At 73.1% G+C, this 22,196-nt stretch carries 21 protein-coding genes; 3 read left to right on the plus strand and 18 right to left on the minus strand.

Features of this window, described 5'->3' with window-relative positions:
- Positions 1–80: 80 nt before the first annotated feature.
- The 11 genes from P2F65_RS13975 to P2F65_RS14025 all read right to left on the minus strand — a co-directional run bounded on the left by P2F65_RS13975 (position 81) and on the right by P2F65_RS14025 (position 9,498).
- On the minus strand, positions 81–812 hold the full coding sequence (locus P2F65_RS13975; RefSeq protein ID WP_275808841.1) for a LamG domain-containing protein: 732 nt from the start codon (positions 810–812) through the stop codon (positions 81–83).
- A 218-nt stretch (positions 813–1,030) separates the two neighbouring features.
- Positions 1,031–1,681, minus strand: coding sequence for a regulatory protein RecX (locus P2F65_RS13980; RefSeq protein ID WP_275808843.1), 651 nt, complete (start codon positions 1,679–1,681; stop codon positions 1,031–1,033).
- A 25-nt stretch (positions 1,682–1,706) separates the two neighbouring features.
- Positions 1,707–2,738: a recombinase RecA gene (recA, locus tag P2F65_RS13985; RefSeq protein WP_275810668.1), complete on the minus strand. Its 1,032-nt coding sequence runs from the start codon at positions 2,736–2,738 to the stop codon at positions 1,707–1,709.
- Between the two features lie 277 nt (positions 2,739–3,015).
- Positions 3,016–3,465 (minus strand): GNAT family N-acetyltransferase, encoded by a 450-nt coding sequence (locus P2F65_RS13990; protein WP_275808844.1) that lies wholly within the window; start codon positions 3,463–3,465, stop codon positions 3,016–3,018.
- Positions 3,455–3,952: a DUF427 domain-containing protein gene (locus P2F65_RS13995; RefSeq protein WP_275808846.1), complete on the minus strand. Its 498-nt coding sequence runs from the start codon at positions 3,950–3,952 to the stop codon at positions 3,455–3,457. The genes P2F65_RS13990 and P2F65_RS13995 overlap by 11 nt, the downstream gene beginning before the upstream one ends.
- An 88-nt stretch (positions 3,953–4,040) precedes the next feature.
- Positions 4,041–4,871: an ABC transporter permease gene (locus tag P2F65_RS14000; protein WP_275808848.1), complete on the minus strand. Its 831-nt coding sequence runs from the start codon at positions 4,869–4,871 to the stop codon at positions 4,041–4,043.
- Positions 4,868–5,719, minus strand: coding sequence for an ABC transporter permease (locus tag P2F65_RS14005; RefSeq protein ID WP_275808850.1), 852 nt, complete (start codon positions 5,717–5,719; stop codon positions 4,868–4,870). The genes P2F65_RS14000 and P2F65_RS14005 overlap by 4 nt, the downstream gene beginning before the upstream one ends.
- Positions 5,719–6,651, minus strand: a complete 933-nt coding sequence (locus P2F65_RS14010; RefSeq protein ID WP_275808852.1) for an ABC transporter ATP-binding protein — start codon at positions 6,649–6,651, stop codon at positions 5,719–5,721. The genes P2F65_RS14005 and P2F65_RS14010 overlap by 1 nt, the downstream gene beginning before the upstream one ends.
- 44 nt (positions 6,652–6,695) lie before the next feature.
- Entirely contained in the window at positions 6,696–7,733 is a 1,038-nt protein-coding gene (locus P2F65_RS14015; RefSeq protein WP_275808854.1) for a nitronate monooxygenase, read from the minus strand.
- 7 nt (positions 7,734–7,740) lie between these two features.
- A complete protein-coding gene (locus P2F65_RS14020; protein ID WP_275808856.1) occupies positions 7,741–7,962 on the minus strand; it encodes a DUF3046 domain-containing protein in 222 nt (73 codons plus the stop codon).
- Between the two features lie 30 nt (positions 7,963–7,992).
- Positions 7,993–9,498 (minus strand): glycosyltransferase family 39 protein, encoded by a 1,506-nt coding sequence (locus P2F65_RS14025; protein ID WP_275808858.1) that lies wholly within the window; start codon positions 9,496–9,498, stop codon positions 7,993–7,995.
- 91 nt (positions 9,499–9,589) lie between these two features.
- Between P2F65_RS14025 and P2F65_RS14030 the strand changes: the two genes are divergently transcribed.
- Positions 9,590–14,308, plus strand: a complete 4,719-nt coding sequence (locus P2F65_RS14030) for an ATP-dependent helicase (protein ID WP_275808861.1) — start codon at positions 9,590–9,592, stop codon at positions 14,306–14,308.
- Positions 14,309–14,311: 3 nt separating this feature from the next.
- Positions 14,312–15,187: a DNA-formamidopyrimidine glycosylase family protein gene (locus P2F65_RS14035; protein ID WP_275808863.1), complete on the plus strand. Its 876-nt coding sequence runs from the start codon at positions 14,312–14,314 to the stop codon at positions 15,185–15,187.
- A gap of 3 nt (positions 15,188–15,190) precedes the next feature.
- On the opposite strand, the gene P2F65_RS14040 is transcribed toward P2F65_RS14035, so the two are convergent.
- The 5 genes from P2F65_RS14040 to rimO all read right to left on the minus strand — a co-directional run bounded on the left by P2F65_RS14040 (position 15,191) and on the right by rimO (position 18,883).
- Positions 15,191–15,778, minus strand: a complete 588-nt coding sequence (locus P2F65_RS14040; protein WP_275808866.1) for a GrpB family protein — start codon at positions 15,776–15,778, stop codon at positions 15,191–15,193.
- Between the two features lie 10 nt (positions 15,779–15,788).
- Positions 15,789–16,088 carry a helix-turn-helix transcriptional regulator gene (locus tag P2F65_RS14045; RefSeq protein WP_275808869.1) on the minus strand — a complete coding sequence of 100 codons (300 nt, stop codon included), beginning with the start codon at positions 16,086–16,088 and terminating at the stop codon, positions 15,789–15,791.
- 140 nt (positions 16,089–16,228) lie between these two features.
- Positions 16,229–16,741 carry a CinA family protein gene (locus P2F65_RS14050; RefSeq protein ID WP_275808872.1) on the minus strand — a complete coding sequence of 171 codons (513 nt, stop codon included), beginning with the start codon at positions 16,739–16,741 and terminating at the stop codon, positions 16,229–16,231.
- Positions 16,742–16,748: 7 nt separating this feature from the next.
- Positions 16,749–17,396, minus strand: a complete 648-nt coding sequence (locus P2F65_RS14055; RefSeq protein ID WP_275808875.1) for a CDP-alcohol phosphatidyltransferase family protein — start codon at positions 17,394–17,396, stop codon at positions 16,749–16,751.
- Positions 17,393–18,883 (minus strand): 30S ribosomal protein S12 methylthiotransferase RimO, encoded by a 1,491-nt coding sequence (rimO, locus tag P2F65_RS14060; RefSeq protein WP_275808879.1) that lies wholly within the window; start codon positions 18,881–18,883, stop codon positions 17,393–17,395. Before rimO ends, P2F65_RS14055 begins: the two co-directional genes overlap by 4 nt.
- 33 nt (positions 18,884–18,916) lie before the next feature.
- On the opposite strand from rimO, the gene P2F65_RS14065 reads away from it, so the two are divergent.
- Positions 18,917–20,122, plus strand: a complete 1,206-nt coding sequence (locus P2F65_RS14065; RefSeq protein WP_275808881.1) for a dipeptidase — start codon at positions 18,917–18,919, stop codon at positions 20,120–20,122.
- Here P2F65_RS14065 and P2F65_RS14070 read toward each other — a convergent pair.
- A complete protein-coding gene (locus tag P2F65_RS14070; protein ID WP_275808884.1) occupies positions 20,119–20,778 on the minus strand; it encodes an ion channel in 660 nt (219 codons plus the stop codon). The two genes, P2F65_RS14065 and P2F65_RS14070, sit on opposite strands and share 4 nt — an antisense overlap.
- Before the next feature lie 45 nt (positions 20,779–20,823).
- Positions 20,824–22,119, minus strand: a complete 1,296-nt coding sequence (locus P2F65_RS14075; protein ID WP_275808887.1) for a multidrug effflux MFS transporter — start codon at positions 22,117–22,119, stop codon at positions 20,824–20,826.
- Between the last annotated feature and the right edge of the window lie 77 nt (positions 22,120–22,196).

Raw genomic sequence — 22,196 nt, forward strand, 5'->3', positions numbered from 1 at the left:
GCCGCGCGGGCACCGTGACGGTCAGCGCCTGCCGTGGCGCTGGCCGCCGCGTCGGTGTCAGCGGGTGGTACGCGTCGGCGTCAGCAGGGCATCTTGCCCATCAGGGTGGTGCGGGCATAGGCGCCCGAGGTGACACCGGCGCACGTGATGTACCCGTAGAACTGGTCCGTCCACGTGGTCGTCGACCCCTTGCCGCCGACGAGGAAGGGTCGCCCCTGGGTGAGGCGGATGGTCCCCGGCGAGACGTACGAGGTGGTGACGTAGCCGTCGACCGCGATGCTGATCGAGCCTGCCTGGCGGCTGCAGACGACCTCGTGCCAGGCCCCGTTGGCCAGACCGGTTCGCGTGGACTTCACCATGAGGTAGCCGCCGGTGCCCATGAGCACGCAGATCGCTGTGCCGCCGTTGACCGGCTGGAGCGCGATCTTGTACTGACCGGCGTCGTTGCCCATGCCGCCCTGGATGACGTTGGGGTTGGACCCGGCCGCCACCTTGGAGGTGGCGAACACCGCGCCGAAGGCGAACTCGAGGTCGCCCGGGCTGAAGGTCGAGCCGCTGACCGTGCCGTAGGCCGGGGCGGAGTTGAAGCTCACGTAGCCGCTGCCCCGACCCCAGCCGCCCTTCATCGTGAGGTTCTGTGCGTCACCGTCGAGGTCGTCGACCTTGCTGCTGCCGGTGGGGACGCTGAACCCCCACAGTGCCGACGGGCTGGTGGCTGCTTGCGCCTGTGGAGCCGCCACCACCGCCGCGGGCACCAGTGCCGCCACGATCGTCGCCGCGGCAGCGGTCAACTTCTTCACCTTCGTGCTCATTGCTGTTCCCCTCGTGTGTCCGGGATGGCAAAGGGCCCTCGTCCGTCCACGCTTCCGCGGCGTCCCCGTCGCCGCAGGCCCCTCTGACCCAAGCCACGATAGGTAGGACCGCGACGGTGCACGTCCCCCTTTCTGCGTAGGGGCTCTGGGCCAGATGGCGGGCGCCCGCGAGACGGCGGGCGGGCACTGCGCCCGTCAGCACCCGCCCGAGGGTGTCGTCAGTCGCGCTGGTGCTCGGGGGCGTCAGCGATGGCCTCGCGGATCACGGCAAAGGCCATCGACGACGGGTAGCCCTTGCGAGCGAGCATGCCTGCGAGCCGCCGGGTCTGGACGGCGGCGTCGAGGCCGTGCATCGTCCTGAGCTTCTTCTCGACCAGGGCACGCGCTCGCTCCCGCTCCTCCTCCGGGTCGATCTCGGCGAGAGTGGCCTGCGCCGTCTGCGGGTCGACTCCCTTCGTGCGCAGCTCGCGGGCGAGGGCTCGCGCAGCCAGCCCCCGGCCAGCCTGCTGCGACCGCACGAGCATCGCCGCGAAGGCCCCGTCGTCGACGAGGCCGACCTCGGTCATCCGGTCGAGCACGGCCTCGGCCACGTCGTCGGGGCAGTTGCGCTGGCGGAGCTTGTCCCTCAGCTGCTGGCGGCTCCTCGGCGCCATGGCGAGCTGGCGGAGCACGATCTGCCGTGCCACGTCGTACGGGTCCGGTTCGCCGTCTCGCCCCTGGAGGTCCTGCTCGGGATCCGGTGGCGTGGCGCGGCGACGGCGGCGCCTGGCCGGCCCGGCCGACCCCGGCGAGGCGTCTTCGGGAGGGCCGGACGTCGCGGCCAGGGCTGCCTCGAGGGCAGCCCTGGCCGCGTCCTGTCGCTCGCTCATGGAGGTGCTCCGTGGCGCGGGTGGATCAGAAGTCGACCGGGACCTCGGCCACCGGCTCAGCCGGCTTGTCGACCTGCGGGCCGATGCCGAGCTTCTCCTTGATCTTCTTCTCGATCTCGTCGGCGAGGTCGGGGTTGTCCTTGAGGAACGTGCGGGCGTTCTCCTTGCCCTGCCCGAGCTGGTCTCCCTCGTAGGTGTACCAGGCGCCGGCCTTGCGGACGAAGCCGTGCTCCACGCCCATGTCGATCAGGCCACCCTCGCGGGAGATGCCGTGCCCGTAGAGGATGTCGAACTCGGCCTGCTTGAAGGGCGGGGAGACCTTGTTCTTGACGACCTTGACGCGGGTGCGGTTGCCGACCGGCTCGCTGCCGTCCTTGAGGGTCTCGATGCGGCGCACGTCGAGGCGGACCGACGCGTAGAACTTCAGCGCCTTGCCACCCGTGGTGGTCTCGGGCGAGCCGAACATCACGCCGATCTTCTCGCGCAGCTGGTTGATGAAGATCGCGGTCGTGCCGGTGGTGTTCAGCGCACCGGTGAGCTTGCGCAGGGCCTGGGACATCAGGCGGGCCTGCAGGCCGACGTGGCTGTCGCCCATCTCGCCCTCGATCTCGGCGCGCGGCACCAGGGCGGCGACGGAGTCGATGACGATGATGTCGAGGGCACCCGAGCGGATCAGCATGTCGGCGATCTCGAGGGCCTGCTCACCGGTGTCGGGCTGGCTCACCAGGAGCGAGTCGGTGTCGACGCCCAGCTTCTTGGCGTACTCGGGGTCGAGGGCATGCTCGGCGTCGATGAACGCGGCGATGCCGCCCTTGCGCTGGGCGTTGGCCACGGCGTGCAGCGCCACGGTCGTCTTGCCGGAGGACTCCGGGCCGTAGATCTCGACGACGCGGCCGCGCGGCAGGCCGCCGATGCCGAGGGCGACGTCGAGGGAGATCGACCCGGTGGGGATGACCTCGATGGGCGGGCGGACGTCGTCGCCGAGCCGCATCACGGCACCCTTGCCGTGGTTCTTCTCGATCTGGCCCATCGTGGTCTCGAGTGCCTTGAGCTTCATGTCCTGGCTGTTGCCTGCGTTGGAGGCGGCCTGGTTCGGGCGAGCCATCGCCACACCTGCTTTCTGTTCGTCGAGTCGGGCGCGCCTGCCTTCGACCCGGCACCAGTTCGTGTCCTCGAGCTGCTGTCGGGTCAGACGCTAGGAGTCAGCACCGACAGCCGAACCGGCGCCGACCAAAGCGGTGGACGGCGTGACTGCGGAAGTGCTCCTGTGGACGAATCTAGCCGAACACGTGTTCGAAGTCTGCAGGCGCGCCGCGACACGCCGCAGGAGTGCCTCAGCGCCCTGCTCGCCGCATCGGCGTGTGCGGGATGCCGTCCTCGACGAAGCCCCGGCCGCTGGGTTCGAAGCCGAAGCGGAGGTACCAGTCGACGAGGTGGGACTGCGCGTCGAGCGCCACCTCGCGCTCCCCCGCGACCTGCAGCGCACGCTCCACCAGCGCGGCGGCCAGCCCCTCGCCCCGGTGCGCCTCCCGGGTGGCCACCCGGCCGATGCGCAGGCGGCTGCCGTCGTCGAGCAGCCTCAGCGTCGCCACCGGCTCGCCGCCCCGCTCGACCCACAGGTGCCGGGTGAGCGGCTCGGTGTCACGGCCGTCGAGGTCGAGGTAGGGGCAGTCCTGCTCCACCACGAAGACCTCCGAGCGCAGGGCCCACAGCCGGTATGCCGTGTCCGACGGCAGCTCGGCGAAGGTCGCCACCCGCACCTCGTGGGTCACGTCACCAGCCATGCGTCCCGGGGCCTCCCTTGAAGGGGCCGACGACCTTCGAGGTGACCCAGCCGCCGTAGAACCCGCCCGGCTGGGGCACGACCCGCTCCTCGTCGACGAAGCAGGCGTCGACGAGCGCGGGCATGACCGCGAGGTAGCCGGCGATGGGCAGGAAGGGCGCGGTCGGCTGCGGGTACCACCAGACCGCCCGTCGCGCCACGGCGTCGCCGCAGACCAGGTCGCCGTAGGCGGCCTCGCCCTTCCACTCGCACACCGTCGACCCGGGCACCGGGCGCACCGAGCCCGGCAGGAAGCCATGGGGCGGCAGGTAGTAGGTGGGCGGGTGGCTCGTCTCGAGCACCCGGTAACCCTCGGTGGTGTCGGCGACGACCCGCCCTGCGAGCAAGACCCGCAGGCGAGCGGTGGTGCGCTCGAGCCGCGGGGGCCTCGGGTAGTCCCACACCGACTCCTGGCCCGGGCCGGGGACGAGGGGCTGGGGTCGGCTCACCCGGCCAGCCTAGGCGGCCCGCGAGGCGGCCACGCTGCCGGCCGTCACGGCATACCGCCTCCTTGCGCCCGTCGCCGCACGGCGACGGTCACGAGAGGAGCAGCTTCTCCAGCCGCCGCGCGGTGCCGACCACGCCGAGCCCACCGAGCGCCACGAGGTAGAGCACGTGCCACAGGACGCCGGGGTCGACCTCCCCGAGCATGAGCGCCCGCTCGAGCGCGACGCCGTGGTAGAGCGGCGTCGCCTGCACGAGCCACTGCAGCGAGGGCGGGTAGGTGGACAGCGGGAAGAAGGTGGCCGAGAAGAGGAACATCGGCTGGATCGCCAGCGTGATGTAGTCGAAGTCGACCCAGGAGCGCATGAACGTGGTGGCGAACATGCCCACGGCGGCGAAGGCGAATCCGATGAAGACCGCGGCCGGCAGGGCCAGCAGGGCCCACCACGACTGGACCGCCCCGGCCAGCAGGGCGACGAACAGGAACAGCGCCGAGTAGATGCCGCCGCGCATCAGCGACCAGGAGATCTCGCCGACGGCGATGTCGCGCGGCCCCATCGGCGTGGCCAGCACCGAGTCGTAGAGCCGGGCGTAGCGCAGCTTGAAGAAGACGTTGAACGTCGAGTCCATGACCGCGCCGTTCATCGCCGAGGCGGCCAGCAGGGCCGGTGCGACGAACTGGAGGTAGCCGACCTCGGCGCCGCTGTCGGTGACCACGGTCTGCACGAGCGCGCCGATGCCCACGCCGATGGAGAAGAGGTAGAACACCGGCTCGGCGAACCCCGTGACGAGCGCGATCCACCCGTGCCGGAACGAGGTGATGTTGCGCTCGACGAGCATGCGGGCCAGGCCGGCGCCGGCCGGCATGGGCAGGAGCCGGGCCAGTCGGGAGGCCGCCCTCGGCGCGGTGGTGGTGGCGCTCACGTGACCAGCCTCCGGGTGAAGGAGCGGACGGCCAGCACCCAGCCGACCGCGACGAAGGTGGCGAGGACGAGCAGGTGCAGGGCGAGCCACAGCCAGTCGACCTCTCCGGTGGCGACCATGCGGCTGGACTCCACGCCGTGCCACAGCGGGGTGCACCAGGCGACGGGCTGCATCCAGAGCGGCAGCTGGTCAATCGGGAAGAACGTGCCGGAGAACAGCATCAGCGGCGTCATCACCCAGCGGAACAGGATGTTGAAACCGTTGTCGCCCTCCTGGCGGGCGGTGAAGGCGAAGATCGGCACGGTGAAGGCCATGCCGGTGAGCACCGCGATCGGCAGCGACAGCAGCGCCCACCACGACGAGAACCCGCCGAAGAGCGCCGCGACGCCCATGAAGATCGCCGTGGCGACGGTCAGGTGGCCCACGACCGACAGCAGGTGGCCGACGAGGATGTCGCGCACGCCCAGCGGCGTCGCCAGCATCGCGTGGTAGCCCATGTTCCACTTGATGTATCCGAGCACCTGGTAGGTGGACTCCCCCATCGCCACCCACATGGCCTGGGTCGCGACGATGGCGGGGACGACGAACTGCAGGTAGGGCGTGCCACCCACACCGCCGGCGCGGTCGTCGACGAGCGCGCCGAGGCCGAGGCCCATGGACAGCAGGAAGAACAGCGGCGACAGGAAGCGGCCGATGATGCTGCCGCGCCACGTGCGCCGGTAGACGGTCAGGAGGTACTCGAAGACCGCCCCCCAGCGCTCCGAGCTGCCCATCGGCTGCCGGGCACCGTGCTGGGCCCGGTCGCCGGGAAGCGGCGCGGGCTGCGCGGCCGTGGTTGCCGACGTCATCAGTCCACCAGCGTCCGGCCGGTCAGGTGGAGGAAGACGTCCTCGAGGGTCGAGCGCCGCACGAGCGACGACAGGGGCGCGATGCCGCGCGAGTGCACCACCGCGGCGGCCTCGTCGCCGTCGTCGGTGTAGACCAGCAGGCGGTCGGGCAGCACCTCGACCCGCTTGCCGACGCCCGTGACCTGCTCTGCGTGGTCCTTGTGGTCCTCGGCGTCGAAGCGCAGCTCGAGCACCTCACGAGTGGAGTACTCCTCGATGAGCTGCCGGGGCGAGCCCTCGGCGACGATCTTGCCGTGGTCCATGACGACCAGCCGGTCGCAGAGCTGCTCAGCCTCGTCCATGTAGTGGGTCGTCAGCACGAGCGTGACACCCGAGCGCTTGAGCCGGAACAGCCTGTCCCACAACACGTGTCGCGCCTGCGGGTCGAGGCCGGTGGTCGGCTCGTCGAGCAGCAGGATCTCGGGAGAGTTGATCAGCGACCGGGCGATCGTGAGGCGCCGCTTCATGCCACCGGAGAGCGGGTCCACCTTGTCCCGGGCCCGCTCGGTCAGCTGGGCGAAGTCGAGCAGCTCGGCAGCCCGCGACCGGACCTCCTTGCGCGACAGCCCGAAGTAGCGACCGTAGATCCAGAGGTTCTCCTCGACGGTGAGCTCCTCGTCGAGGGTGTCGCGCTGGGGCACCACGCCGAGGCGCGCGCGGATCGCCGGACCGTCGGTGGCCGGGTCGAGGCCGAAGAGCCGCAGCTCGCCGCCGGAGACCGGCGAGACGCATCCGACCATGCGCATCGTCGACGACTTGCCGGCACCGTTGGGGCCGAGGAAGCCGAAGGCCTCCCCCTTCCGCACCGCGAAGTCGATGCCGTCGACGGCGGTGAAGTCGCCGAACGTCTTGGTCAGTCCCCTGGCGCTCAGCAGGATGTCGTCCCCAGTCACAGGCGCCACGCTAGCGAACCCCCGCGACAGTCCTCACCAGGGTTTCAGCCGCGGCGCGCCGCCTGCGACTGCTCCACCTCGCGCAGCAGGCTGCGGACGAGCTCGCCGGCCGGCAGCCGCCGGAGGCGCTCGTGGCCGGTGCCGGCCCAGAGGTGCACGAGCTCCGCCTCCCCCGTGGCCTTGCCGTGGGCGCGCAGCGGCGCCGTCACGTGGTGGATGTGCGGGTATGCCGCGGGTGCGCCTGCGCCGTAGCCGTCCGTCCACGCGGTGCGCAGCGCGCGGGCGCTGCGGCCGGTGAACGCCCGGGTGACCACGGTGCCCCTGCGGTGGGTGAGGGCGTGCACGTGCACCGGTGACGTGCCGGCCTCCGGGCAGGCGAGGAACGCCGTGCCGAACGCCGCCGCCGCGGCTCCCTCGGCCAGCACCTCGGCCGCCTCACGCCCGGTCATGAGGCCGCCTGCCCCCATGACGGGCAGGTCGGTGCGGGCTCGCACGGCCCGCACCAGCTCGCGCACCGGCAGCTGCTCCTCACCCGTGTCGACCGGTCCGCCACGGTGGCCGCCGGCCTCCCACCCCTGGGCCACGACGCCGTCCACCCCGAGGGCCTGCGCCCACTCGACCTCGGCGGGCTCGTTGAGGGTCACCCAGACCGCGACACCGGCCTCCTGGAGGCGTCCGACGACGTCGGCGGGTGGCCACCCGAACGCGAAGCTCACGACGCTCGGTCGCGCCTCGACGAGCACGTCGACCTTGGCTGCGAAGTGGTCGTCGTCCCAGCGCGCCACGCCGAGCTCGACGCCTGCCGCAGCGGCCCACGGGGCCAGCCGCGCGGCATACGCCTCCGCGGCAGCGGTCATCGAGGGCTCGTCCGGCGATGGCGCGAACACGTTGACCCCGAAGGGTTTCGCCGTGCGCGAACCGAGCTCGTGCAGGTCGGACCGGAGGCGCTCAGGGGTCAGGTAGGCCGCGGCGAGGAAGGGGAAGCCGCCGGCCCCGGCGACCGCGGCAGCCAGCTCGACCGTGCTCGGGCCACCGGCCATGGGCGCCAGCACGACGGGCGCGTGGGGCCAGCCGGCAGTCACGCCGCGATCACTTCCTGGCGCGATGCTCGACGCCCAGGCGTCGCGACTCCGGCACGTCCATGTCGTCGCAGAGCGCCAGCCACACCGTGCGGGGCGACTCGCCCTGGTCGAGGGCCTGCAGCGCGGTCCTGTTCCCGAGGGCGCCGACGACGTGGTCGCGCGCCAGGGAGCCGGCGTAGGACTCGCCGAACTCGTCGTTCATCAGGGACCAGAACTTGCTCAGCCGCACAGCGGCGAGTCTGTCACAGGTGCGCGACCGTCAGTCGAGGTGGCGGAAGCGCGGCCACAGCTCGCGCCAAGGGGCTGCGGGGTGGGCGCAGACCATGACGGGTGCGCCCTGCTCTTCGTTGTCGACACCGACACCGTTGTCGAGGCGGTCCACCGTCCGGCAGGTGCCGAAGAGGCCTGTCAGGTGGGGCGCCTGCCAGCCGACCAGGACCACCGTGTCCGTTTCATCCGCAGGAGGGCCGGCGTCGTGCAGTGCGTTGTGCCCGCTGTGCGGGGCGGGGAGCCCGTGCGCCGGGCCGAAGCGTGCGAGGGCGCCGGCCTCCCCGTAGTTCGAGGTGATGACCGCCACCCGGTGCCCCTCCGGCACCCCGCGGACGGCGTCCGCGACCTGCGCCACGTAGACGGGCCACCCGACCTGGTCGCCGGCGAGGGGCCCGATGTCCGGCACCGGCGTGTCCCCCAGGCGCTCCGCAGGGACGGCGGGAAGGGCCAGCACCACCGCGAAGGCCGCGTTCGCGGCGAGCCCGGCAAGGGCCAGCCGGCGCCACCCGGTGCGGGCGGACAGCCAGCGCGCCACCGGCACGCACCCCGCGGCATACATGGCGCTCAGGAGGTGCACCGGGTAGTGCGGCTGCGCGCCGGAGAGCAGGGTGAAGGCCACGAGGACACCGAAGGCGACGGCCAGGAAACCGACCTCGCAGCGCTGCGGCCGGCGCAGGAGCCAGGCCACGCCCACGCCCCAGACGACCGCCAGCACCGGGCCGAGCATGACGAGCAGCAGCGGCAGGGCGAGGGCGCGCACCTCGCCGGCGTTGTTCTCCGCCAGCGCGGCGCCCATCGCCAGCTGGGGCCAGTCGTGGGTGGCCTGGTAGGCGAGGTTGGGCGCGGACAGGAGTGCGGCGAGCGCCGCGCCGGCCCACAGCCAGGGGCTGCGCAGCACGCGACGGGGACCGAGCACCAGCACTCCCACCGCGAGGGCGACGCCGAGCACCGCGACGAGCAGGCGGCTGTAGGACGCGGCACCCGCGACGGCGCCGGCCGCCAGCCACCAGCGGGGGTCGCCGCGCACGGCCAGGACCGTCGCCAGGGTGGCGGCCAGCCAGAAGCTCTGGTCGAGCGTCGAGGTCAGCAGCAGGTGGCCCAGCATGAGGGGCATGGCCGCGAAGGCGTAGCCCCACGCCGCCAGCGCCTGGGCCCCGCGGCCGCCGCCGAGCGCACGGGCGATGAGGGCCACCAGCACCACCGACACCGCCGAGGCCAGCGTGGCGGGCACCCGCAGGGCCCAGGGCTCGTCGACGAGGCCGGCGACCGACCGGGCGAGGAACGGGACGAGCGGCGGCTGGTCGACGTGTCCCCAGGCAGACGGCAGCATCCGGAAGTACAGCTCGTCGCGGTGCCAGCCGTAGCCGCGGCTGCCGGCGGTGAGGACCACTGCCTGGGCCACGGCTGCCGGGAGCACCCAGCGCCAGGCCGTCGCAGGTCGAGTGCGGGTGAGGGCCACCCGGCTCGACGCCGGGGCACGGCTGCTGGTGGTCACGGTCCGCGACCCTAGGGCCGAGCACCGCAGGAGGGAGCAGGTTCCGGGACATGTCGCGCCGGTGTCGGTGCCCGGTGGCAGGCTTGTCGCGATGGCCCGTTCCCCCGGCACCGACGTGCTCGCGCGCTTCTCCCCGGCCACCGCGGCGTGGTTCGAGGGTTCCTTCAGCGAGCCCACGCAGGCGCAGGCCGGCGCCTGGGAGGCCATCAGCTCCGGCAGGCACGCCCTGGTCGTCGCCCCGACCGGTTCGGGAAAGACGCTGTCGGCCTTCCTCTGGGCCCTCGACCGGCTGGCCAGCGAGCCGCCGCCCGAGGAGCGGCTGCGGCGCTGCCGCGTCCTCTACGTCTCGCCCATGAAGGCGCTCGCCGTCGACGTCGAGCGCAACCTGCGCTCACCGCTCGTGGGCATCGGCCACGCCGCCACCCGGCTCGGGCTGCCCGAACCCGACATCACCGTGGCCGTGCGGTCCGGTGACACCCCCGCCAACGAGCGGCGCGCCTTCGCCCGCACGCCGAGCGACATCCTCATCACCACGCCGGAGTCGCTGTTCCTCCTGCTCACCTCCGCGGCCCGGGAGGCGCTCGCCGGCGTCGAGACGGTGATCCTGGACGAGGTGCACGCCGTCGCCGGCACCAAGCGCGGCGCCCACCTGGCCCTCAGCCTCGAGCGGCTCGACGCCCTCCTCGACCAGCCCGCGCAGCGCATCGGCCTCTCGGCGACGGTGGAGCCGGTCGACGAGGTGGCCCGCTACCTCGCCGGCGGCCGACCGGTCGAGGTCGTGCGCCCGCCCTCGACCAAGGAGTGGGACCTCGACGTCGTCGTCCCGATCGCCGACATGTCCGCGCTCGGCGAGGTGGGGCTCGACGACCTGTCCGGGCCCGCCGCGGGCGCCGAGCGGCGCGCCTCGATCTGGCCGCACGTCGAGGAGCGCATCGTCGACCTCATCGCCGAGCACCGCTCGACCCTGGTCTTCGCGAACTCCCGCAGACTCGCCGAACGGCTGACCTCCCGCCTCAACGAGATCTGGCAGGAGCGCCTCGAGGAGGCCGCCGAGCAGCTCGGCGACACCGACGGCACGGCACCCGAGCCGGCTCCGAGGAGGACCGGCACCCGGACCCCGGCGGAGATGATGGCGCAGGCCGGCGCGAGCAGGGGCGCACCGGCTGTCCTGGCCAGGGCCCACCACGGCTCGGTGAGCAAGGAGCACCGCCAGGTCATCGAGGAGGACCTCAAGGCGGGACGCCTGCCGGCCGTCGTCGCCACCAGCTCGCTCGAGCTCGGTATCGACATGGGTGCCGTCGACCTCGTGGTCCAGGTCGAGTCACCGCCCAGCGTCGCCAGCGGGCTCCAGCGCGTGGGCCGGGCCGGGCACCAGGTCGGCGCCGTCTCCCACGGCGTGCTCTTCCCCAAGTTCCGCGGCGACCTCGTCCAGACCGCCGTCGTCGTCGAGCGGATGCGGTCCGGGGCGATCGAGTCGCTGCACGTGCCGGCCAACCCGGTCGACGTGCTGGCCCAGCAGGTGGTGGCCATGTGCGCGATGGACGAGTGGGCGGTCGACGACCTCGCGCAGCTGGTGCGGCGTGCCACCCCGTTCGCCTCGCTGCCGCGCTCGATCCTCGAGTCCGTCCTCGACATGCTCGCCGGCCGCTACCCCAGCGACGAGTTCGCCGAGCTGCGGCCGCGCATCGTCTGGGACCGCGTCGCCGGTGTGCTCACCGGCCGGCGCGGCGCCCAGCGGCTCGCCGTCACCAGCGGCGGCACCATCCCCGACCGGGGCCTGTATGCCGTGTTCCTCGCCACCGGGGAGGGCACCGGCAGGCGGGTCGGCGAGCTCGACGAGGAGATGGTCTACGAGTCGCGGGTCGGCGACGTCTTCACCCTCGGCACCTCCACCTGGCGGATCGAGGACATCACGCACGACCGGGTCCTGGTCACCCCGGCACCCGGGCTCCCGGGGAAGCTGCCGTTCTGGAAGGGCGACCAGCTCGGGCGTCCCGCAGAGCTGGGCCGGGCCGTCGGGGCCTTCGTCCGCGAGCTCGTCGGGCTGCCCCCGGCGAAGGCGCGGGCCCGCGTGGCCGCGGCCGGCCTCGACGAGTGGGCCACCGACAACCTCCTCGCCTACCTCGAGGAGCAGCGTGAGGCGACGGGCCACGTCCCCGACGACCGCACCATCGTCATCGAGCGCTTCCGCGACGAGATCGGCGACTGGCGGGTGGCCCTCCACTCCCCCTTCGGTGGCCAGGTGCACGCCCCCTGGGCGCTGTGCGTCTCGGCCCGGATGCGTGAGCGCTTCGGCGTCGACGTCCAGGCCATGCACGGCGACGACGGCATCGTCTTCCGCCTTCCCGACCTCGAGTTCGAGGACGGCCGCGGTGCGGGCGCCGAGCTCCTCGAGCTGGTCCGCCTCGACCCTGACGAGGTCCACGACCTCGTGACCGGGGAGATCGGCGGGTCTGCCCTGTTCGCCGCGAGGTTCCGTGAGTGCGCCTCCCGCGCCCTGCTGCTGCCCCGCCGCCGCCCCGACCGGCGACAGCCCCTGTGGCAGCAGCGGCAGCGCGCTGCCCAGCTGCTCGAGGTGGCCAGCCAGTACGCCTCGTTCCCGATCATCCTGGAGACGGTGCGCGAGTGCGTGCAGGACGTCTTCGACGTGCCGGGCCTGACCGAGCTCATGCGCGACATCGAGGCGCGCACCGTCACGATGGTCGACGTCGAGAGCTCGCAGCCCTCGCCTTTCGCCCGGTCGCTGTTGTTCGGCTACGTCGCGCAGTTCCTCTACGAGGGCGACTCTCCGCTGGCAGAGAAGCGGGCCGCCGCGCTGTCCCTCGACCCGACCCTGCTGGCCGAGCTGCTCGGCCGCGGCGAGGGTCTGTCGCTGCGCGACCTCCTCGACCCGGCCGAGGTGACCCGCACCGAGCGCGAGCTGCAGCGCCTGGCGCCCGAGCGGGCCTGCCGCGACGCCGAGGACGTCGCCGACCTGCTGCGGAGCCTGGGCCCGCTCGCCCTGGGCGAGATCGAGCGCCGGTGCCGGGACGGCCTGTCCCGCAACGACATCGGGAGCTGGCTCGTCGACCTCGAGGGTGCCCGGCGCCTGATCCGGGTGCGCATCGCCGGCGAGGAGCGCTGGGCCGCCATCGAGGACGCCGGACGACTGCGCGACGCCCTCGGCGCCTCCCTGCCCGTGGGTGTGCCGCAGGCGTTCCTCGAGTCAGTCCCCGACCCGCTCGGCGACCTCGTGGCCCGCTACGCGCGCACGCACGGCCCGTTCTCCGCGGCCGATGTCGCCCACTGGTGGGGCATCGGTCCCGCCGTGGCCCTCGACGCCCTGCGCCGGCTCGTGTCGGCCGGCCGCGTCGTCGAGGGCGAGCTGCTGCCCACGGAGAACGGCGGCGGCGCCCACGGCCTCGACTACTGCGACGCGGAGGTGCTGCGCACCCTCCGTCGGCGCTCCCTGGCGGCCCTGCGCGCCGAGGTCGAGCCGGTTCCCGCCGTCGAGCTCGCCCGCTTCCTGCCGAGCTGGCAGGGGGTGGGTGGTGGCCTGCGCGGCCGCGAGGGCCTGGTCCGGGCGGTTGAGCAGCTGGCCGGCGCCGTGGTGCCGGCCAGTGCCCTCGAGACCCTGGTGCTGCCCTCCCGGGTGGCCGGCTACACCCCCGGGCTCCTCGACGAGCTGACCAGCACGGGCGAGGTGCTGTGGCGAGGGCACGGCTCGCTCCCCGGCGACGACGGATGGGTGTCGCTCCACCTCGGCGACACCGCCCACCTGACCCTGCCGCCGCACGACGACCTCGAGGTGGCCGACACCCAGCAGGCGGTGCTCGACGCACTCGCCGGCGGCGGGGCCTACTTCTTCCGCACCCTCTCCGACGCCGTCGGCAGCACAGACGACGAGTCCCTCATCACCGACCTCTGGCAGCTCGTGTGGGCCGGCCTCGTCACCAACGACACGATGGCGCCCCTGCGGGCGCTCCTGTCCGGGGGCCGCACCACGCACCGCCGCACCCGGTCGGCGCCGCGTTCGACCCGGTATGCCGGTCGGCGGGGCTCCCTCGGCGCGCTGTCCGGCCAGCGCCCGGCCGGCAGGCCGGCGCTGCCCAGCCGCAGCGGACCGCCGACCGGCGCCGGCCGGTGGTCGCTGCTGCCGGCGCCCGAGGCCGAGGCCACGGTCCGGTCCTACGCCACCGCCGAGGTGCTCCTCGACCGCTACGGCGTGGTGACCCGCGGGTCGGTCGTCGCCGAGGGCGTCGTCGGCGGCTTCGCCGGCGTCTACCGGGTGCTGGCCGCTGCCGAGGAGTCGGGCAGGGTGCGTCGGGGTTACTTCGTCGAGTCGCTGGGGGCCGCCCAGTTCGCGGGCACCGGGGCGATCGACCGTCTCCGGGCCGGCGTGCGGCCGCTGGGCGGCGCCGAGGCGTCGGTCGAGCCCGCTTCGGCGGTGGTGCTGGCCGCGTCCGACCCGGCCAACGCCTACGGTGCCTCCCTGCCGTGGCCGGCCCGGCCCGCCACCGAGGAGGAGACCGGTCGCAAGGGCCACCAGCCGGGCCGCAAGGCGGGCGCCCTCGTCGTCCTCGTCGACGGGGCGCTCGTCCTCTACGTCGAGCGCGGGGGCAGGACGCTGCTGTCGTGGTCGGATGACCCCGCTCTGCTGCAGGCTGCCGCCGACGCGTTGGCGCTCGCGGTCCGCGAAGGGGCCCTGGGGCGCCTCACGGTGGAGAAGGCCGACGGCGGGTCCGTGCTCGGGTCGGACCACCCGCTCGCCCAGGCCCTCGCCTCCGCAGGCTTCCATGCGACACCACGTGGTCTGCGGCTGAGGCGATGAGCCGTGCCTGAGGGCGACACCGTCTGGCGGACGGCGACCCGCCTGCACCAGGCGCTGGCCGGCCGGCCGGTCACCCGGTGGGACCTGCGCTGGGGCGAGCTGGCCACGAGCGACCTGGTGGGGGCGTCCACCGTCGCGGTGGTCAGCCGCGGCAAGCACATCCTCCACCGGCTCGACGCGGGGGTGACCCTGCACTCGCACCTGCGGATGGAAGGTCAGTGGCGCATCGAGGACGCGACGCGAGTGTCCCCGCGACAGCTGGCCAACCCGCAGGTCCGCGCCCTGGTGGCCACCGAACGCTGGGCCGCCCTGGGCCTGAGGCTGGGGATGCTCGACCTCGTGCCGACGGCCGCGGAGGACACCCTCGTCGGCCACCTCGGGCCCGACGTGCTGGGCGAGGACTGGGACGCCCACGCGGCGGTCGCGAACCTGCGGTCCTGCGGGCAGATGCCCATCGGCGCCGCCCTGCTCGACCAGCGCAACCTGGCCGGCGTGGGCACCTTGTGGGCCAGCGAGTCCCTCTTCCTCCAACGCATCAACCCCTGGACCGGGGCGGCCAGTCTCGAGGAGCAGCAGCTGGCGGCCCTGGTCGAGCGGGCCCACCGGCTCATCGACGCGGCCCGGCACCACGCCGTGCAGAGCAGCACCGGCGTCCGCCGGCTCGGCGAGACCAGCTACGTGCACGGACGCTCGGGCCGCCCCTGCCGACGCTGCGGGCAGGGCGTGCGGGTGGCCATGATCGGCACGCCCCCGCAGGAACGCACGATGTTCTACTGCCCCAACTGCCAGGGCGGGCTCGGCCCCACCGACGACGGTCGCGCGCAGACGCCGCTGGGCTCGAGCTCGCGGGGGCGGGCCAAGCCTTACCGGCGCGCCTGACGCCTACGGGGCCGAAGGTGCTCCGGCCCTCACGAGGATCGCCTCGACCACCTCCGACTTGGCGTCCGCGTAGTCCTGCACGCAGCGCCAGCGGCGCGACGGCAGCTCACGCTTGGTCGCGGCATACCGGTCGCGGTCCTCGCGGTGGGTGCACAGCCAGTCGCGGAACATCCGCATCCGCGCGACCTCCCGGTCCGCCACCCCGGGTGAGAACACGTGAAGGTTGACGTCATGGGAGTCCCCGTTGGCGAGGCGGCGGGCCACCACGCGGTGCTCGAGCCAGTCGGGCTCGCGGACGCGCAGGTGGTAGCCGACGGCCAGCAACGCGGGCAGGTATGCCGGCTCGTCAGCGGAGTCGGGCACGAGCAGGAGGACGTCGATGACCGGCTTCGCGGGCAGCCCTGGCACCGACGTGGACCCCACGTGCTCGACGGAGAGGGCAGTGGACCCGAGGGCACTGGTGATCGCAGCCCGCTCCTGAGCGAACAGCCCGGGCCAGGCCGGGTCGGGGCCGACGACGACCACCGGCACGGCATACGGATCGGTTGGGACGACCAGCCCTGTAGCCGGGAGTGGACCGGTGCCGCTCACGCGGGGAGGGTCAGGCAGCCGAGGCCGAGACGAGCGGCGTGGCGGGCACCGGGAGCGAGACGGGCGCGGTGAGCGCCTCGGACTCGGCGACCCGCTCGGAGACGTGCCCCAGCACCTCCGACAGCGGCAGGTGCAGCGCGCTGCAGATCGCGGCGAGCAGCTCGGAGGACGCCTCCTTCTCGCCGCGCTCGACCTCGCTGAGGTAGCCGAGCGAGACGGACGCCGCGGCCGAGACCTCACGCAGGGTGCGGCCCTGGGACTGGCGCTGCTCACGGAGCACGTCGCCGAGTTCACGACGGAGCAAGATCACAGCGCCTCCTTCACAGCTTTCCGGCCCGGTTCTGGCACCCACGTTACCGCGCAGGACCGACGGCGCGCGCGCAGGTTTGGCCAACCGACACCTCGGGAGCCGGTGGCCGCGTGGCCGGGCACCTCGGGACCACTCGCACCTCAACCGCCGGAGACCGGCGGTTCTTCCGCCCTCGCCAGGCCGGCGCGCAGCTCGTCGAGGGCCGCCCGAACCGCAGCCGCCCGGATCGCGGGACGGTCACCGTCGAAGTGGTGCTCCCGCACCGTGGCGCCGTCCGGGCCGGCCACGGCGACGAAGACGGTGCCCACCGCAGCCTCGTCCTGCGGGTCGGGGCCGGCCACGCCGGTGGTGGCCACTCCCCAGTCGCTGCCCACCACCGTGCGCACGGCCCTGGCCATCTGGCTTGCCACCTCGGCGTCGACGGCGCCCACCTGCGACAGCAGCGCCCTGTCGACGCCCAACAGCGAGGCCTTGACCTCGGTGGCGTAGCTGACCACGCCCCCGCGCAGCACCGCCGAGGCGCCGGGCACGTCGGTCACGGCCGCACAGACCAGCCCACCGGTGAGGGACTCCGCGCAGGCCAGGGTCTCGCCGCGACGCTTCAGGGCGGCGACGACGTCGGCGGCGTGGGGGCTCTCAGCGGGGGCGGTCACCGCGGGGTCACCCGCGCTTGGCCGCACGGGCGCGCTTGAGCAGGGTGCGCTCGCTGGTGCGGCGCAGCCGGCGTGCCTTCACGACGTAGTCGATCCCGGTCACCAGGGTCACCCCGACGGCCAGCGCCATGGTCAGCCACGCCACCGCAGTCCAGGCCTCGGAGAGCGGGAACGTCCACAGGGGCAGGGTGAACAGGGTCAGGGTGACGCTCTGGAGGACGGTCTTGAGCTTGCCGCCCCGCCCGGCCGGCATGACGCCGTGCCGGATGACGAAGAAGCGCATGAGGGTCACGCCCCACTCGCGAACGAGCACGAGGACGGTCACCCACCACCAGAGCTCATCGAGGATCGAGAGCCCGACGAAGGCCATCCCCATGAGCGCCTTGTCGGCGATGGGGTCTGCCACCTTGCCGAAGTCGGTGATCAGGCCCCGACTGCGGGCGATGTCACCGTCGACGCGGTCGGTCGCGATCGCGAGCAGGAACACCCCGGCCGCCCAGAACCGGAGGGTGGGGTTGTCCCCGCCGTCGGAGAGCAGCAGCCAGCCGTAGACGGGGACCATGAGGATCCGCAGCATCGTCAGGGCGTTGGCGATGTTCCACGGGCTCGGCGGTGGCTTCGGCGTGGGGTCGAGGAGGTGGTCGTGCTCGCTCATGCAGGCTCCGCGAGCAGGTCGATCCCCTCGGTGCCCACCACGGTGGCCGTGACCGTGTCGCCGACACCGACACCCGGGCAGGCTGCGGCCTCGAGGACCGTGACGCCGTCGACGTCCGGGCCCTGGTGGAGGGCGCGGCCGACCACCCGGCCGTCCTCGTCGTCCACCTCCTCGACGAGCACCTCGACGAGCTCGCCGATTCGCTCCTCGGCCCGCTGCGCGTTCAGCTCCTCGATGAGCGCGGAGAAGCGGGCGACCCGCTCGGCCACGACGTGTTCCGGCAGCTTGTGGCCGTAGCCCTCGGCCTCGGTGCCGTCCTCGTCGGAGTAGCCGAATACCCCGACGACGTCGAGCCGGGCAGCGACGAGGAACGCCTCGAGCTCGGCGAGGTCCTCGTCGGTCTCGCCGGGGAACCCGACGATGACGTTGCTGCGGATCCCGGCCCGGGGCAGCCGGGCCCGCACGTCGTCGAGGAGCCCGAGGAACGCCTCGCGGCCGCCGAAGCGCCGCATCCGGCGCAGCAGAGGAGCGGAGGCGTGCTGGAAGGAGATGTCGAAGTACGGCACGACGCCCGGGGTGGCCGCCATGGCGTCGAGCAGGCCGGGACGGATCTCGGCGGGCTGGAGGTAGGACACCCGGACCCGCTCGATTCCCTCGACGGCCGACAGCTCCGGCAGCAGCTTCTCGAGCAGGGCGAGGTCGCCGAGGTCCTTGCCGTAGGAGGTGGAGTTCTCGCTGACGAGGAAGACCTCCCTGACCCCTCGCTCGGCCAACCACCGCGCCTCGGCGAGGATGTCGGTGGGCCGGCGCGAGACGAAGGCACCCCGGAACATCGGGATGGCACAGAAGGCGCATCGTCGGTCGCATCCGCTGGCGATCTTCAGCGGCGCCCAGGGCCTGCCGTCGAGCCGGGCCCGGATGACGCGCGGACCGGAGGCGGGTGCCGGTCCCTCCACGGTGACGTCGGCCGGCTCCAGCGTCGCCGGCGCCTGCTCCGGCGAGGTCGGGTCGCCGTGGCCGGGCAGGGCCACGCCACTCGTCCCACCCTGGCGCTGCACCGGTGAGAGCGGCAGCAGCCGGCGCCGGTCCGAGGGCGTGTGCGAGGCCGGCCGCTCCCCGGCGAGGATCGCCTTGAGGTGGCTGGACATGTCGGCGTAGGTGTCGAACCCCAGCACCGCGTCGGCCTCCGGCAGCTCGGCCGCCAGCTGCTCGCCGTAGCGCTCGGCGAGGCATCCGACCGCGACGACGGCCTGGGTGCGGCCGTCGTCCTTGCCCGCGGACGCCTCGAGCAGCACGTCGATCGAGTCCTTCTTGGCCTGCTCGACGAAGCCACAGGTGTTGACCACCGCGACGTCGGCCTCGGCCGCATCGTCGACCAGCCGCCAGCCCTCGGCCGCGAGGCGGCCGGCCAGCTCCTCCGAGTCGACCTCGTTGCGGGTGCACCCCAGGGTGACCAGGGCGACGCTGCGCGAGGCGGAGGAGCTCATGCGCCCACTCTAGAGGTGGATAGGGTCGCATCCATGAGCGCCGCTCCCGTCGCACCCTCCGCCCGCATCCGGTCGCTGCTCGAGCGCCAGCCGGTGCTCGACGGCCACAACGACCTCCTCTGGGAGGCGCGCGAGCAGGCGGGCTACGACTTCGACCGGCTCGACATCGGCGCCGGCTCGCCGACCACCCACACCGACCTGCCACGGCTGCGCCGGGGCGGGGTCGGCGCCCAGTTCTGGTCGGTCTTCGTCCCCTCCTCCCTCACAGGCGACGACGCGGTCAGCGCCACGCTCGAACAGGTGGACGCCGGCCACCAGATGGTGGCCCGGTATGCCGCCGACCTGGCCTTCGCCCGCACCGCGGACGAGGTGGAGGCGGCCTGGGCGACGGGCCGTATCGCCTCGCTCCTCGGCGCCGAGGGCGGACACTCGATCAACTGCTCCCTGGCCACCTTGCGCATGCTGCACGTCCTCGGGGTGCGCTACCTGACCCTCACCCACAACAGCAACGTCCCGTGGGCGGACTCGGCCACCGACGAGCCGGTGGTCGGCGGGCTGTCGCGCTTCGGGGTCGAGGTGGTCCGCGAGATGAACCGCATCGGCATGCTGGTCGACCTCAGCCACGTCTCGGCCGACACCATGCGCGACGCGTTGCGGGTCTCCGAGGTGCCGGTGCTCTTCTCGCACTCCTCGGCCCGTGCGGTCTGCGACAGCCCGCGCAACGTCCCTGACGACGTGCTCGGGTCGTTGCGCGACAACGGCGGGGTCTGCATGGTCACCTTCGTGCCGAAGTTCGTGAACCCCGACGCCGCGGCCTGGCACGCGCAGGCGGTCGCCGAGGCGCAGGCGCAGGGCATCAGCCAGGCCGACGCCGCGGCCTTCTCCCCCTTCTACAGCGACTACCGAGCCCGCAACCCCGAGCCCCCGGCCGCCCTCGAGGACGTCGTGCGGCACTGCGAGCACGTCCGCGAGGTGGCGGGCATCGACCACGTCGGGGTCGGCGGCGACTACGACGGCGTGGAGGTGCTCCCGCAGGGCATGGGCGACGTCACGGCATACCCGGCGCTGCTCGATGCGCTCGCCGAGCGGGGCTGGTCCGACGACGACCTGGCCAAGCTCACCAGCGGCAACGTCCTGCGCGTGATGCGCGACGCGGAGACGGGTGCCCGGGCGCTGCAGGAGCAGCGCGGGCCCAGCCTGGCGACGACCGCCCAGCTCGACGGACCCACGGCCCCCTAGCGCCGCTTCAGCACGGTCAGGCTGACCACCCGCGAGATGATCATCGCCACGTAGAGGACGCCCGCGACCTGCTCGACCATGGCGACCGACCTCGCGTGGGGCAGCACGGGGATGACGTCCGAGAGGCCCACGCTCGTCAGGGTCGCGAAGGACAGGAACAGCAGGTTCGGGAAGCCCTGGAACCCCTCCCCCTGGAACGACACGAACGAGTTGGGCCAGACCACCTGCACCGCCATGAAGGCGTAGGCGAAGCCCCAGGCCACGACGGTGAAGTTGGCGCCCACCGCGAACACCTCGTCGCGGGTGACGAAGGTGTCGTCGAAGAGGTACCGCACGAGGCCGTAGGCCGTGTAGCCGTAGAACAGGGCGTGGAGGATGGACGACCACAGGCGGATCACCTCACTGCCCGGGTACACCGCCTCGGCGACAGTCAGGACCATCACTGGGATCCCGAGGGTGATGGCGATCCAGGTCAGCGCCGGGGTGGCCCGCACGGCCCAGACCGCGACGGCGAGGACGAACAGCCCGAACACGCCGAGCACGGCGCGCCCCACAGGGGTCTCCCCGGCGAACGGGTACGCCAGCACGGCGATCAGCTGGGCGGCAAGGAGCACACCCGAGGGATGCGCCTTCACGGTGGTCATCCAGTCGGACATGGCGGACACCCTAGGGCGTGACCCGCCTCCCGGCTCGACGCGGCGTCAGTCCTCGAGCACCGACACCCGCAGGGTGAGGGCAGCCACGACGGCTGCGCCGGTGGCCGTGGTGGCCATGACCAGCGCCATGGGCACGGCTGAGCCCGACCCCAGGGCGCCGATGACCGGTGCGGCCGCGCCACCGATCACGAACTGCGAGGCGCCCAGCAGCGCCGCGGCGGTGCCGGCGGCCTCGCCGTGCCGGGTGAGCGCCAGCGCGGGGGTGTTGGGCAGCGTCAGGCCGCAGGCGAACAACAGGAACCACAACGGCCCGAGGACCAGCGGCAACCCGCCGACGCCGGTGACTGCGGCCGCGAGCAGCACGAGGGCGGAGACTGCGCCGATGCCGACCCCCGCCCGGACGATGTCGCGCGGGCCGAGACGGCGCAGCAGGAGGGGGTTGAGCTGGGACCCGGTGAGGAAGCCCAGCGAGTTGAGCCCGAAGGCGAGGCCGAACTGCGCGACGCTGAGGCCGTAGATCTCCTGGAGCACGAAGGACGAGCCACCGATGTAGGAGAAGAGGGTGGCGAACATCAGGCCCGAGATCAGGACCAGCCCGACGAACGTGCGGTCGCGCAGCAGCGACGCGTAGGTGCGCAGCACCGGCAGCGGCTCGAGACGACGGCGACGCTCGGGCGGCAGGGTCTCGCGCAGCAGCAGCGATGCCACCGTCACGAGCACCACCCCGGCGAGGGAGACCAGGCCGAAGACCCCGCGCCACGAGGTGTGCGCGAGGACGGCGCCTCCGATGGTCGGCGCCACGATGGGGGCGATGCCCATGACGAGCATCAGCCGCGAGAGCAGCGTGGCTGCCGCCGAGCCGGTGAACAGGTCGCGCACCGTGGCCATGGCCACCACCGAGACCGCGGCGTTGCCGAGCCCCTGCACGACACGAGCTGCGGTGAGCAGCTCGACGGTGGGGGCGAACGCGCAGGCCACCGACGCGACGATGTGCAGCACGAGGCCGGCGATGAGCGGCTTGCGGCGGCCGACGGCGTCGGCCAGCGGGCCGACGAGCAGCTGGCCGAGGCCGAGGCCGAGCAGGATCCCGGTGAGGGTGCCCTGCACCTGCGACTCCGTGGCCCCGAGCTCGTCGGCGATAGACGGCATCGCGGGGAGGTAGGTGTCGATGGTGAGCGGCCCGATCGCGATGAGGGCGCCGAGCACCAGCACGAACCTCACGTAGGAGCGGCCGCGCGGCGCCTCGAGCATCACCGGCCGCGGGCGGCGGACGCCCCGGCGGCTGGGTCGCTGCGCCGGGTCGGTGGGTCCGGGAGTCAGCTCAGTGGTCGGCGCAGTCACGTCGGTGGCCAACGCAACCGAGTGGGCTCACTATTCCGCGCCGTCTCATTCCACGGCGTATGCCGGTGGAGCACCGT

Origin of the sequence: Knoellia sp. p5-6-4 (assembly GCF_029222705.1) — a bacterium.
Taxonomy (GTDB): domain Bacteria; phylum Actinomycetota; class Actinomycetes; order Actinomycetales; family Dermatophilaceae; genus Pedococcus_A.